We start from the raw sequence: 13,198 nt of genomic DNA on the forward strand, positions 1-13,198 counted from the left end.
ACCCGATGCTGGCGAGCGCCTACCCGAACCGCCCGATCCAGGTTTCGAAGTCGTGAAGCAGGGTTGTCAGCAGCTTGATCGTGTCTTCGCTGGTGAGCTTGCCGGTGCTGTCGAACAGCTTCGAGGCTTCGGACAGATACACCTCGGGCGAGGGCATCACCGGTACGCCGATGACAGACAGCAAGAGGCGCAGCTGCTGATGCGAAGCCATCGCGCCGAGCCTCCCCGGGCTCAGCGAGATCACGGCGGCGGGTTTGCCCTTCCATACCCCTTGCTTCGGTGGCCGCGTGCCCACGTCGACACAATTTTTCACGGCGGCCGGCAGGCCGCGATTGTATTCGGGCGTGATGAACAGAATCGCATCGCTGTTCTTCACTTGATTCCGGAACGAGGTCCACGCCGGCGGCGGCGTGTCTGTTTCCAAATCCTGGTTGTAGAGCGGCAGCTCGCCGATACCGATTTCAGCGAGCTTGAACGACGACGGCGCAAGATCCGGCAGCGCGCGTGACAACATTCGGGTGTACGCGCCGTTGCGAAGGCTGCCGACGATATAACCGATGTTTGTCATGGCGGGCTCCCGTGCGAAGGTTGAGTCTGTTGCGGCACGCGTCGCAGAAGGGTCATGTCATAACCCATCGCGCGCACTCGCTCCGACAGTGCGTCGTATTCAGCTGGTGAAACGCGCGGCGTGCGCGACATGATCCAAACATAGTCCCGCTGCTCGCGGGCGATGATGGTTTGCTGATACTGCGGATCGAGGTAGGCGATGACGTAGTCGGCCTGCAGCGGCCACATGAACTGCATGCCCCACTCGGCATTGTTACGAGTATTGCGGACGAAGCCCTTGGGCTGATAAGTCTTGAGCGGCCCGTCCGGCGCGTCTTGATTGAACGTGAATGTCGTGACGATTGAGCCGTCGGGTCGCAGCCGATACGACTCGACGGCGTTGTATGCGCCCTTCTCCAGGAAGGTCGGGATGTGCGCGATGACATACCAATCGCCCATGTAGCGCGGCAGATCCACGCTCGCGACCGGCCGCAGCGGCGGCTTCGGCGGGGCGGTCTGGCAGCCCGCCAATGACAGCAGGCTGCCGAGCAGCAACAGGTAGACAATTCTTTTCATGATCCGCCCATCTTATTATCGAATCGCGCTCAGTCGCTATTCGTTCCACTTCAGGGAGAGGCTTCATGCGTGCAGTGTCGGTTGCGCTGGGGACATTGATGGCGGCTAACGCGATGTCGGCTGAGATCGGTATCGAATCGTTCGGCTGGCTCGCCGGCTGCTGGCAGCCGGACAAGGGCGATGCTGGATCCATCGAGCATTGGCTGCCGCCAGCCGGTGGCACCATGCTCGGTGTCAGTCGCACGGTGAAGAACGGCAAGACGGTGGAATTCGAGTTCATGCAACTGCGGACCAACGCCGAAGGCAAGCTGGTGTTCATCGCGCTGCCGTCGGGGCAGCAGGAAACGACGTTTGTCTCTTCATCTGTCAGGCATGACTCAGTGACGTTCGAAAACCCCGAGCACGACTTTCCGCAGAAAGTGATTTATCGACTGCAGTCGGAGGGAAGGCTCGTCGCGCGTATCGAAGGCACGCGCGACGGCAAGGTGCGAGGCGTGGACTTCCCCATGAAGCGCGTCTCATGCGACGCGCTCGCCGGGGCTACTGCTTCACCGGCTTCAACAGCAGATCGTGGTAGTCGAAACTGAAATCCGCCAGCGGTGAAATCGCCCGCAGACGAGCGAAATCGACGCTGCCATCCGCTTTCAGCGTGAATGTGATGTAAGCGTCTTCCATGCGGCGATCGGTGAAGCGCGTGCGGAAGGTGTCGAAGCGCACGTGCTCGAGCGGGCCGTTCATGCCGGGCGAGCTTTTGAAGTCGATGTTCAGCGTGCCGCCGTTGTTGGCGATGACGACGTCGCCGTACCAGGCGTCGCGATAGGTCGCGGCGTACGCTTGCGGTTCCAATGACGGGCCTTTCGCGTTCTGCTGCTTCTTGGACGCTTCAGCGGTGTCGAGCACGCGGATCGCGTCGGCGATCTTGGCGTCGTACGCCCTGGTGAACGCACTCACCCAATCGGTGCGGGCGAAGCCGAGGTAGTGATCCAGCAAGTAATAGGAGATCGCTTCGCGCGCCTCAGTGTCTTCCGAGTTGATCATCACCATGAAACCGACGTTTTTCTCGGGGATCAGGAACGTCACCGAGGCGGCGCCCTCCAGGAAGCCCTGGTGCGTGACGATGCGATGACCGCGATAGTCCTTCACGTTCCAGCCCAGTGCATAGGTTTGGAACGTCGGATCGATCGCGGCGATAGCCGGGTGCTCGGGGCTGATCGGCACCAGCACGTGCGGCTTCCACATCTCGTTCGCTTGAGCTGCGCTGAACAGGCGCGAGCTGCCGAGCACGCCGCGATCCAGCTGCAATTGCATCCAGCGCACCATGTCGTGCGGGCTGGCGTTGATGCCGCCGGCGGGCGCGGAATTGTCCCAGCCCGACGCGATCGACAGCGGTTCGACGTCGCCACCGACATTACGCGCGCGTCCGTTGAGGCGGGCATGCGGCCAGCTGCGGTTGTCCGATTTGACCCGGCCCGCCGAAGGCACGGACTCGTTCATGCCGAGCGGCGTGAAGATACGTTTGACGATGAAATCTTCCCAACTCTCACCACTCACAGCTGCGATAACTTCGCCGGCGACGACATAGAGGATGTTGTCGTAGGCGTAACCGCTGCGGAAGCTGGTCGCAGGCGCGATGTAGCGCAGGCGATGCACGAGGTCGTCACGCGAGACGGTGGTCTGCGGCCAGAACAACAGGTCGCCGGCGCCGAGCCCGAGTCCGCTGCGATGGACGAGCAAATCGCGGATGGTCATCTCGTGCGAGGCAAAGGCGTCATACATGCGGAAGCCGGGGAGTCGGTCGGCGACTTTGTCGTCCCAGCTCAACTTGCCTTCGTCGACCAGGATCGCCAACGCGGCGGCGGTGAAGGCCTTGGTGTTGGAAGCGATCGAGAACAATGTGTGCTCGTTCATCGGCGCGCTATCGCCGAGCTTGCGCACGCCGTAGCCCTTGGTGAGCGGTGCGCGGCCCGGTTCAACGACGGCGAGCAGTGCGCCAGGCACGTCGAACTTTTGCATGGACTTTTTCACCAGGGCATCGAGGTCCGAAGGCGGAGCCGCGAAGCCGAGGTGGCTGAAACCGAGCAGGGCTGTGCAAAGAAGAGCGGAGACCGAGCGTTTGATGTTGGAGTTCATGCGCCTGTCCGAGGGGGAACGGCGCATTGTAATCAGATCCCGTCGGCGGCTTCATCGCCTTCGGGTTGATGACTACCATCAACGGGCCATCATTTCATTCGCCAAGGCAGGTTGGCCAGCCAGCCACGCTCGGCGTGCGCGGCGACTTTCTGGATGGTCGAAGCGGAGCCGTTCTTGGGCAGAATCAGTCGTTGATCCTTGCGTAGCGTGCGGGGCACGCCCGACGTGCTCGTCCCGCGCCCTCGCGGCGAGATTTCGACGACGCCTTCGGCAACCGTGACGACGATGGATTGTTCCGTGTTACTGACGCTGAACTCGGTCCCCGTGCCTTCGATGCGTGCCAGATCGGTAGTAACAATGAAACGCCTGCGCCGATCGTTGGCGCCGCGAAACACCGCTTTACCGTGCGCAACCTCGACTTCGATTTCGGTCGGCGGCGACGTTGCGGGCTCGCGCGGCTCGACCTGCAATTGCAACAGGGTGGTCGCGGCAAAGACGTCAGAAAGCGCCACGAAGGCGCCGCCCATCGCGAGTACAGCCACAGCCGCCGTGATCCAGATGGCACGACGGGGAAAAAGGCGAAGCGCGGCGTCGCGTAGCAGGCACGCGAGTCTGCGGCCACTGTCGATCCACCCATCGTTCTGCTCGCGCAGGAGGTGTCGCTCGTGGAGTGTGCCCCACAGACTCTCGATCCTGGCAAACGCGCGTCGGTTCTCCGGGATCTGGATCCAGGCTTCCCAGCGCTCGTGAAGCCGGGTTGTGAACTCGGCATATTGCAGCCGGATGCGCCACGCCGCGGCTTGCCTGAGGCGCCGCTCTGACAGAGTCGTGCTGGGGTCGGCGGAGCTCATTTCTCATCTCGCTTGTGAATGAGTGACTTGGCCAGCTGGGCAATCCGTCGCAACCCCTCTTTGTTGAGCGTGCGAAAGCTGAGCTTGGTTGCGCGTGCCACGGCCCATTTGTCCGCCCCCTGGATCAGCAACTCGATGGCGCGTCGCCACTGCGCCGGCATGTCCTCGATGGCTTCGGCCAAGGCCTTGATCTGGGCATCGTGGTATTCCGATTCCGCGGAGGGCGGCTGATCGTTGAGCTGTGCGGTGTCGCGCAGGAGCGTCTCGTTCTCGAGACGACACTTGTGTTTGCGATACTCATCGATGGAACGATTTCTCACCGCCGCGACGATGTACCGGTCCCAGTCCTCGACACCGGCGGGATGCTCGACGTTCAGCATCTGCGACATCACGTCATGGACGATTTCCTCGGCGACCTCCAGCGGATGCCGGTACGATCGGGCCAGGAGGATCAGATCCGGCAAGAGTCGCTGGTAGACCGCGACGATGTGGCGAGCATGCTCGCTAGTCGCCGGCCGTCTTTTGTTGTTGTTCATGTGTACTAGACGACCCAGCCGGCAGCGACAGGGAAGGTTTTTTAGGGGGTCACTGCACCGGTTGACATCGGACAGTGGTTGGCTGGGCCGCGCGAAGCGCGGTCGAATTCGTTAGGATGACGGTATGTGTGGTCGCTATGTCTCTCCCGAAGAAGCCGCAATCGAGCGCTCGATTGCCATCCAGCGTCACAGCTGGTCGGCGCGCTTCCGTTCGCAGGGATTGTTCGGGATGCGTTACAACGTTTCTCCGACCGATCCCGTCCCGGTCGTGCGCGTGGTGCGCGAGCTGGACGGGCAGCGCGAAGGTGCGCATCTGCGTTGGGGATTGATTCCGCATTGGGCCCGCGGCAAAGCCATGGGCAACACCATCAACGCGCGCATCGAGACGCTGCGGACCAATTCTTCTTTTCGGGACGCGTGGCAGCGGGGTCAGCGATGTTTGGTGGCGCTGTCCGGCTTTTATGAATGGCAGGCACAACCGCCGGACTGGCAGGTCGCCGTGCCTTATTACATTACTGTCGTCGATCAGGATCCGTTCTTTCTTGCCGGCCTCTGGGATCGCTCAGTGACCGCGGCGGGCGAAACGATCGAGTCCTGCACCGTCATCACCATGCCGGCGAATGAGCTGATGGCGGACATTCACAACTCCAAGAAGAACGCCGGCAAGCGCGTGCTGCTGGCGCCGGAAGATCGCCGCATGCCCGTCATCCTCGCCAGGGAAGATCACGAGACCTGGCTCACCGGCACGCCGGAGGAAGCGTTCAAGGTGCTCAAACAGTTTCCTTCCGGAGAGATGTTCGCTTATCCGGTCAGCAATCGCGTCAACAGCAACCGGAACGACGGCCCGGATCTGATCGCCCCGCGCGGGGAAGAGGGCGGGCAGTCGGATCTTTTCAGCTAGCCGCTGGTTGCGGTGGTTGCCGCTCCGGCACGTTCTGTGTGCTGTGAGCAGCACTGAACCATCGGCCTGGGCGGGCGAACAGTGGCGCCATCTGCGCCCCGATCTGTTGCGATTTCTGGCGCGCCGCCTTGGCAGCCTGGCGCAGGCGGAGGACTTGCTCCAGGATCTGTGGCTGAAACTGGCGAGTTACCGGCCGGGAGACAAGCCTCGCGACGCCCGCGCGTTTCTGTTTCATGCAGCCGCCAATCTCGCGCTCAACCATCGTGTGCAAGATCGACGTCGCGCCGAGTTGCGGGCTCAGAGCGTCGATATTCTCTGGGCGGCCACAGAAGAGGCGACGCCGGAGCGCAATGTGCTCGCCGCCGAGTCGCTCGATCGGGTGGCCCGCGCCATGGACAACCTTCCCGAACGTACGCGTCAGATATTGATCTGGCATCGCTTCGAAGGTCTTCAGCAGACGGAGATCGCACAGCGCATGGGCATTTCGGTGACGGCTGTAGAGAAGCACGTGCGTAATGCGATTGCGCATCTCGCTGATGTGCTCGAGGCTGAGCAGCCATGAGCGCGGACCTGGAGAATGCCTCGCAAGCGGCGGCGCACTGGGTCGCTCGACTATCCTCGGGGACCGCGTCGGAACAGGACCGCCAGGAATTCCAGAGCTGGCTGAAAGCCGATATCTCACATCGACGCGCGTTCGAACGCGCCCGGCTTCTGTTCACTGAGATGGATCGATTGCCGGTGCCGTCCGTCCAACCGAAGTCGCGCCGTCCAATGTTTCGTGCGGTGGGTGCCATGGCGCTGGCCGCCGGCGTGGCGGCGTTCGCCGTGCTTGGTTTCAATTCGCAGCCGACCGACTATCGAAGCGGTGTGGGTGAGGTCGAGCGACTGGTGTTGAGCGACGGCACGCAGGTGTGGCTCGACTCCGATAGCGCATTGGATGCGCATTACGATGACGCGCGCCGTGAGTTGGCGTTGCAACGAGGCCGGGCCTACTTCGATGTCGCCGCCGACGCGCGACCCTTCAGCATTCAGTCGGCGGGTGCGACGATCGTCGATATCGGCACCGCCTTTACTGTGGATCGCACCGACGAGCCACTACGTGTCGCGGTCGAGAGCGGAGAAGTGGAAGTTCGACTCGGCGGTCTGACGACTCAACTGCTCGCGGGCGAGAGCGGCACCTTCTTTCATGGCAACTCGTCGAGCATGGGCAGCCGCGCCGAGGACAGCGACTTCGATTGGCGCGAGGGTCGGCTGACGCTGAGCCAGACACCGCTGCGACAGGCGTTGGAACAGGTCGGTCGCTATCGTCGCGGTTACATCCTGTGGCTCGCTGACGATGGCGCCGACGCTACCGTCAGCGGTGTCTTGCGTTTGGAGACGTTGGACGAAGGCATCGATTCGTTGCTCGCCGGTCGCGGTCTGCGATTGCTCCGGCTGCCCGGCCTGGCGGTTGTCATCAAAGATTCTTCCGGCGCCGGTTAGGGCGGACGCGTTTCGCCGGTCTTTCCCGCGACGATCCGGCACAGGGCCGGGTCCAAGGGGAAAGCGATGCTCGACGGCGGATTGGGTTCCAGCGCTCTGTTGCGCGCAACGATTGTCGCGATACTGGCGAGTGGCAGTGTCGTCGCGACTTCAACCTCGCTCGCGCAAACCCAGGCACAACAAGAAACCAAGGTACGTTTCGAGATTCCCGCCGGCCCGCTCGCGGCCGCCTTGCAGCTCTATGCGGAAAGCGCGGCCGTGCAGCTCGTTTATGACAGCGAGCTGGTCGCCGGTCTCACCACCGCCGGCTTCACTGAAACATTGACGCCACGCGAAGGGCTGCTGAGATTGCTCGAAGGCTCCAAGCTGGTCGCAAAGTACAGCGGCCGGACGATTACGCTGGCTCGTGAGAAAGACGCCGATAGCCGACGCGTGCTTGGGCCGGTGCGCGTTGAGGGCGCAACGGCGGAAGACATTCGTCCCGTGCGCGGCGAAGGTATCTCGACGCTCATCGGCGAGCGCGGCGGTCAGGATAAAGAAACGCGCGGCCTGCGCCCGGTGATCGTTACAGTCGGCGCGGGTGTGCCGACACCGATCGACGATGTGCCGCGCTCGGTGAGTGTGATCACGCAAGAGCAGATGGATCTGCAGAACATCGACGATATCGGCGAAGCGTTGCGACGGACACCGGGGATTACGTTGGTCGAGACGCCGGCCACCACCACGGCGAACTCCGCCTTTGAGGTCTATTCTCGCGGACAGCGGGTGGAGCTCTATCAAGTGGACGGCGGTGCGCCGAGATCGATGTACTCCGCGAACAGCACTGTGCCGGAGGAGTTGATCGGTGCCACCGGCAGTCTCGATCTTACTGCTTACGATCGAATCGAAGTCGTGCACGGTCCGGCGGGCGCTCAGGTCGGCAGTGGTGGGACGGCGGGCGGCTCCGCCGGCGGCGTGCTCAATCTGGTTCGCAAGCGGCCGCTCGCACATGCCTTCGATTCTGTGACTCTGTCGCTGGGTTCGTTCGATCAGCGCAAGGTGACCTACGACGTCTCTCGTCCCGATCTTTTCGGGACGCCGATTGCCACTCGAACCGCCGTTTCATGGTCTGACACCCAATTCTCTTACAACGGGGTGCGCAGCGAAGGGCGATCCTTCTACACCATCCTGGACGTGCCGATGTCGGAGCAGTCACGCATCGAGTTTTCCTTGAAGCACGATCGCAACCATCAGGATGGCAGCTATCAAGGCGTGAGTCGTTATCTCGACGGTCCGTTGTATCCCTGGGGCAGCGATTACAACCCCGTGGCGGACTGGGCGTACAGCGACAGCAAGAGCACCGAGCTGGGTAGCCGGCTCTCCGTCGACCTGCCGCGGAACTGGTCCTTTCAAGTGCAGGGTAGTTATGTATCGTCCGATTCGGAGGTGCTCAGTTACATCATTTCACCGAGCTTCCTGAGTACTACCGACGTTCCGCCCGCGGGTGCTTTCTCGGCGGTTTCGGTCGCACAAACGGGCGCCATGTCTCGAAGCTTTCTGGTCGACGCCAAGCTGGCAGGCACCGTCGAATTCTTCGGCTTGCGGCACGCGCTGTCGTTCAGCGGCGATTACAGCCAGCGCGCCACGTTCAGTAATCCCATACGAACGCTGATGGGTCGATATGCAACCACTCCCTCGGACCTGTTCACTGCTCCCGACACTCGTCCCTATGCGCCACCGCTCACCGACAACTATCCCTCGGGCCAGGGCAGCATGAGACGGGGCGTGGGGCTGATGATGAGCGATATGATTTCCTGGCGCGATCTGATCGAGCTGACCGCCACGATGCGCCGCTCGTTTTATAGCGCCACCTCGAGCACAGTCATCCGCAGCCAGACACCTTTTTTTCAGAATTCCAACTCGATTTCGAACACAGAGTCCTCGCCCTCCTGGGCGCCGTCCTACTGGCTCACCGTCAAGCCGTTCAAGCCGTTGTCGGTCGGCATGAGTTATTCGGAGGGCACTCGCGATCAGTCGTCGTTTTTCTCAGTCGCCGGCAGTTCGCTGCAGCCGGCGGTTTATGAAAATCTGGAAACGGTGATCAGTTACGCAACGCCGGATTGGCGGGCGCAGGTGTCGTATTACCAATTGGACCTGACCAACTCGGCGCAGGTGTTCTCTCCGCCGGTCTATAGATGTTTGCCCACCGGCACGAGTCAGTGCTACGAGGAAGGCGGAGCTTCCCAGCGCAGTCGTGGCGTCGATGTGCAACTGACCGGACGTATCTTCTCCGGCGTGGATATCACTGCCAGCTATAACCGCAATGAGAACGAAACGGTGGCGACGCAGAAGCGCCTGCAAACACAAACGCCGGATAGCATGGCAAAGCTGTTTGCAACCTGGCGGCCGGCGCACTGGCCGCGGTTCCAAATGTATGGGGGCGCAACGTATCGCGATTCGGTGTACTACAGCGGTGTGCGCAAGTTCTATGAAGCTGCGCCGCCGTACCGATTGCTGTCCACCGTACCGTACGACTTTACCTCCGGCTCCTATGTCAGCATCGACGTTGGCGCCAGCTATCGCCTCAACGATGCGCTGGAATTGTCGTTGTTCGTAGAGAACGTCACCGATGAGGTGTACCTGTCGACGGTCAGCATCGACAACAGCTTTTACGGCAAGCCACGCTCGTTCACGCTGGAAGTGAAGGCCAACAATCTGGCGTCCCGTTGGTGGCCCTCGTCGCCGCCCGAAGATACGACGTATCTAGGTAACGGTTGGTACAGCACGCTGGAATTCGGCATGACGAATCCAAGCGATATCCGTGCCCGATCGTCGGGGCCCGCGAGCACCGGCGAGCGAACGGAATGGCGGTGGGGCCTGGAAGGCGAGCACGCAATGTTTGGTCGTTTGGGACGCAACCTGGACATGCATTGGCAGGCCGAAGTCGAAGCGGGCTCGCGCTCGTTGAATTTCACTTCGATCGGTGAGCCGTCCGGCGCACTGGGACTTTGCGCTCCGGGTACGCGCAACGCGCCTTATCCCGCGTGCGACGACCCGGGCGGCACGCTGTCGATAGCATCCATTCTCGCCAATGCAATTTATCGATTCGGCGATAGCGACTGGCGCGTGCGGCCCTATGTCGGCGTCGGTCTGGGCGGAGCCCGAGTAGCGGCGGGCATTGCCGGCCGTGCGCGCGAAGATTCCAGTACTGTCGCATCGTTGGTCGACAAGCTGGGCGGTGTCGATGAGGATTATGTGTTTGCTGGCCAGTTGCTGGCCGGCGTCTCCGCCAGCTTCACACCCCGATTCTCGGCCGATCTAACCTATCGGCATTTCGAGACCGGCAAGGCCGAGTGGGTGATCATTGGCGGTGCCAGCGCGCAGTACAGCGGCACGCCCCAGATCTCCACGCTCGGCTCCTTCAGTGGCCGCGTCGAAACGGGCGCGCTCACGCTCGGACTGCGCTATGCCTTCGCTAACTGAGGGTCGGTCGGAATGTTCCGTGGAGTTGTGTTCTCAAACCAATTCCACTCGGAGATTCCTGCCTAGTACATGCGCAGCTCGCACCAGCGTTTGCAGCTCGATCGCCTCGACATTCGGATCCAGGAGCCGATTCAGCTGACTGCGGCTCGTGCTCATCCGGCGGGCCATTTCCGACTTCGAAATGTGGCTGGCTTTCATTGCCTCGGCCAATTGCCAGGCGATGACTCTCTTGATTGCCGCCGCATGCACTTCCTCCTGCATGCCTTCCTGCTTCAAGAAGTCATCGAAAGGCTGGCCGACGCGGGCCCTTTTTTTGGCTTTGGCTTTCATTCCTCAATTTCTCTCAATCGTTTACGAGCCAGCGCCAGATCGATAGGTGGAGTCTTCTGCGTCTTCTTCACGAAACCGTGTAGCAGCACCATGCGATCGCCTTCAATAGAAAACAGCACGCGAGCAATCCGATTGCCGGTAATCGAGCTGCGCACTTCCCATAACTGCTGCCCCAGCGGGCGGCAGACTGGCATGCCGACGGGCCAGCCGAATTCCACCGTCGCAATGTCCTCGCCGATAATCCGACGATCGGCTTTGTCGAGAGACAGCAGCCATTCGCGCACCGGAGCATTGTTCGACCGGCTCTCGTAGAAAGCCGCATAGATCCGCTTCATCCCGGCCATGGGAAATTTCTTCTTGGCTAATGTACTTTATATGGTACATGGGTGCAAGCTGCTGGCTATGGTTGATATCTCGTAGGGGGCGGGCGGAAAGGCGTGGCGTTCACGATACACGCGGAGGCGGGCATACTCACACAGCCATGCCCGACTCTCGTTCGCAATCCGCCGCTCCCGCCAGGCAAATCCTGCGTGGCTTGTTCGAGTTGCGGCCGGCGCCGGCGGGGCGAGTATGGTTTTCGTTGCGGGCGGCGGTGTGCATGGGCGCGCCGATTCTCACCGGGTGGCTGGCGGGAGATACATCGGCCGGGTTGATGGCTTCCATCGGTGGGTTCACCGCGTTGTATGGCAGCGGTCGCCCGTATCTCAGTCGGTCGTTGCAGCTTGCGTTGATTGCGCTGGCGTTTGCTTTCAGCGTCGGCATTGGGATCTGGGTGGCGCCGATCGGATGGGCGGTGGTGATCGCCGTCGCGGCCATCGCGATGATCGCCACCTGGCTCAGCAACGCGCTGCAGATCGGTCCACCCGGTGCATATATGTTCACGCTCGCGTGCGCAGCGGGCACAGCGATGCCGGCGGCTCACATCGGGCCGATCGGTGCAGCGGCGTTGGTGCTCAGCGGTGGCGCGTTCGCGTGGGCGGTTCACATGGCCGGCGCGTTGATTTCTTTTCGTGGGCCGGAGCGGAGCGCGGTGACGTCCGCCGGCAGAGCGGTGATTGGATATATCAAATCGATCGGCACCCCTGAGGAAGGGGCAGCCCGTTACCGGGCGGCGTTCGCTCTGCATCGGGCCTGGACGACGTTGGTGAATCATCAACCATCGCAAGTTCCCTCTGACGGTGCCATCGCGCGACTCCGTGCGCTCAATCGAGAATTTCATCTGCGCTTTGCCGAAGCGATGGGGAACGCGAGCCGTCATCAATCGCCACCCGCGCAGTTGATTGAAGATCTGCGCAAGTTCATCGGGCAGGTGCGCGATCCGCAGAGCCTTCCTTCGCTCAGCGGCAATGCAATTCCGCTCGGTCATCCCAGTGCCGGCGCGGCGATCCTCGAAGCGTTGCTGCCAGGGTCGAACTCGATGCGCGTCATCGTGCGCGTCGGCGTTGCCGCCGTGCTCGTGGGCGCGCTCGCGGCGATATTTCATTTCGAGCGTGCGTACTGGGCCGTCGCGGCGACCGTGCTGATGTTGCATCAAGGCTTCGACTGGCTGCGCATGGTCCAGCGAAGTATCGAGCGGCTGCTGGGCACCTGGATAGGATTGCTGCTCGCCGGCGCCATCCTCGTTGTTCATCCGCAGGGGCTGTGGCTGGTGGCGACCATCATGGCACTGCAGTTCACCATCGAGATGCTCGTGATGCGCAACTACGCGCTCGCGGTCGTGTTCATCACGGGTTCGGCACTGACCATCGCCGGCGGCGGCCATCCGGTCGATAGCCCGGCGAGTTATTTGTGGGCGCGCGGCATCGATACATTGATGGGCTGCGCGGTCGCAATCATCGTGTTCCGACTCATACCGCCGCGGCCCACGACGCGCCATATTCCGGAACAACTGGCTCGCGTCCTGCGAGCCGTCGCGGACACCACCAGTCATCTCGCTCATGGCGAAGTCACTGTGCCTGAGGCCAGAAGGTCCCGTCGCGAACTGCAGCTCGCGAGCTTCGCACTCACTCATGCATATGAAGACAGCCTGGCCGCCTCACGCGCGCAACGATTCGCCGCCGAAGAATGGTGGCCAGCCATCGCCGCGGTTGAGCGCCTTGCTTATCGCACGCTCTCGACCTGCTGGGCGTTGGAACAACTTGGTGGCGCCGCGGCTCGAGAGTCTGCCACCGCGATGTTTGTTAACGATGGCGCCGCACGTGTGCGTAATGCAATCGATGGCTTCGTCGCGGCGATCTTGAACAGCGGCGCGCTACCGGAGCTGCCGGCACTTCCGCACGTGCTGGAGACGGAGTTGGTGGATCTGCGGGAATGTTTGTCTCGGAGTTGTGTTGATAGGGAGCGCGGTCCGTTGTGACCGCGCTCCGTCCTTTACGTTTGATCCA

Annotated in this window: 13 protein-coding genes; 6 read left to right on the plus strand and 7 right to left on the minus strand. The window is 61.9% G+C overall.

Annotated features, from left to right (window positions below):
• Window positions 1–19 precede the first annotated feature (19 nt).
• Both ACFPN2_RS17470 and ACFPN2_RS17475 read right to left on the minus strand, forming a co-directional pair.
• Window positions 20–568 carry an NADPH-dependent FMN reductase gene (locus tag ACFPN2_RS17470; protein WP_380598765.1) on the minus strand — a complete coding sequence of 183 codons (549 nt, stop codon included), beginning with the start codon at window positions 566–568 and terminating at the stop codon, window positions 20–22.
• The gene (locus tag ACFPN2_RS17475; protein ID WP_380598767.1) at window positions 565–1,122 is read right to left on the minus strand and encodes a lipocalin family protein; all 558 of its coding nucleotides are present in this window, start codon (window positions 1,120–1,122) and stop codon (window positions 565–567) included. Before ACFPN2_RS17475 ends, ACFPN2_RS17470 begins: the two co-directional genes overlap by 4 nt.
• A gap of 65 nt (window positions 1,123–1,187) precedes the next feature.
• Between ACFPN2_RS17475 and ACFPN2_RS17480 the strand changes: the two genes are divergently transcribed.
• The gene (locus ACFPN2_RS17480; protein ID WP_380598769.1) at window positions 1,188–1,709 is read left to right on the plus strand and encodes a DUF6265 family protein; all 522 of its coding nucleotides are present in this window, start codon (window positions 1,188–1,190) and stop codon (window positions 1,707–1,709) included.
• Here the strand turns inward: ACFPN2_RS17480 and ACFPN2_RS17485 are convergent.
• The 3 genes from ACFPN2_RS17485 to ACFPN2_RS17495 all read right to left on the minus strand — a co-directional run bounded on the left by ACFPN2_RS17485 (window position 1,663) and on the right by ACFPN2_RS17495 (window position 4,639).
• The gene (locus ACFPN2_RS17485; RefSeq protein ID WP_380598771.1) at window positions 1,663–3,252 is read right to left on the minus strand and encodes a serine hydrolase; all 1,590 of its coding nucleotides are present in this window, start codon (window positions 3,250–3,252) and stop codon (window positions 1,663–1,665) included. The two genes, ACFPN2_RS17480 and ACFPN2_RS17485, sit on opposite strands and share 47 nt — an antisense overlap.
• 89 nt (window positions 3,253–3,341) lie before the next feature.
• Window positions 3,342–4,103 carry a FecR family protein gene (locus ACFPN2_RS17490; RefSeq protein ID WP_380598772.1) on the minus strand — a complete coding sequence of 254 codons (762 nt, stop codon included), beginning with the start codon at window positions 4,101–4,103 and terminating at the stop codon, window positions 3,342–3,344.
• Window positions 4,100–4,639: an RNA polymerase sigma factor gene (locus ACFPN2_RS17495; protein ID WP_380598773.1), complete on the minus strand. Its 540-nt coding sequence runs from the start codon at window positions 4,637–4,639 to the stop codon at window positions 4,100–4,102. Before ACFPN2_RS17495 ends, ACFPN2_RS17490 begins: the two co-directional genes overlap by 4 nt.
• A gap of 124 nt (window positions 4,640–4,763) precedes the next feature.
• On the opposite strand from ACFPN2_RS17495, the gene ACFPN2_RS17500 reads away from it, so the two are divergent.
• The 4 genes from ACFPN2_RS17500 (at window position 4,764) to ACFPN2_RS17515 (ending at window position 10,484) form a co-directional block, all read left to right on the plus strand.
• On the plus strand, window positions 4,764–5,540 hold the full coding sequence (locus ACFPN2_RS17500; protein WP_380598774.1) for an SOS response-associated peptidase: 777 nt from the start codon (window positions 4,764–4,766) through the stop codon (window positions 5,538–5,540).
• A gap of 43 nt (window positions 5,541–5,583) precedes the next feature.
• Window positions 5,584–6,102 (plus strand): RNA polymerase sigma factor, encoded by a 519-nt coding sequence (locus ACFPN2_RS17505; RefSeq protein ID WP_380598776.1) that lies wholly within the window; start codon window positions 5,584–5,586, stop codon window positions 6,100–6,102.
• Entirely contained in the window at window positions 6,099–7,022 is a 924-nt protein-coding gene (locus tag ACFPN2_RS17510) for a FecR family protein (protein WP_380598778.1), read from the plus strand. Before ACFPN2_RS17505 ends, ACFPN2_RS17510 begins: the two co-directional genes overlap by 4 nt.
• 66 nt (window positions 7,023–7,088) lie before the next feature.
• Complete coding sequence (locus ACFPN2_RS17515; protein ID WP_380598780.1) at window positions 7,089–10,484, plus strand: TonB-dependent receptor plug domain-containing protein; 3,396 nt, start codon at window positions 7,089–7,091, stop codon at window positions 10,482–10,484.
• A gap of 33 nt (window positions 10,485–10,517) precedes the next feature.
• Here ACFPN2_RS17515 and ACFPN2_RS17520 read toward each other — a convergent pair whose 3' ends face one another.
• Both ACFPN2_RS17520 and ACFPN2_RS17525 read right to left on the minus strand, forming a co-directional pair.
• A complete protein-coding gene (locus ACFPN2_RS17520; protein WP_380598782.1) occupies window positions 10,518–10,814 on the minus strand; it encodes a helix-turn-helix domain-containing protein in 297 nt (98 codons plus the stop codon).
• On the minus strand, window positions 10,811–11,158 hold the full coding sequence (locus ACFPN2_RS17525; protein WP_380598784.1) for a type II toxin-antitoxin system RelE/ParE family toxin: 348 nt from the start codon (window positions 11,156–11,158) through the stop codon (window positions 10,811–10,813). The genes ACFPN2_RS17520 and ACFPN2_RS17525 overlap by 4 nt, the downstream gene beginning before the upstream one ends.
• 137 nt (window positions 11,159–11,295) lie before the next feature.
• Between ACFPN2_RS17525 and ACFPN2_RS17530 the strand changes: the two genes are divergently transcribed.
• Window positions 11,296–13,170, plus strand: coding sequence for an FUSC family protein (locus tag ACFPN2_RS17530; RefSeq protein WP_380598786.1), 1,875 nt, complete (start codon window positions 11,296–11,298; stop codon window positions 13,168–13,170).
• Window positions 13,171–13,198: the final 28 nt, after the last annotated feature.

It is taken from the genome of Steroidobacter flavus, from assembly GCF_042651805.1.
In the GTDB taxonomy this organism is placed as follows: Bacteria; Pseudomonadota; Gammaproteobacteria; order Steroidobacterales; family Steroidobacteraceae; genus Steroidobacter; species Steroidobacter flavus.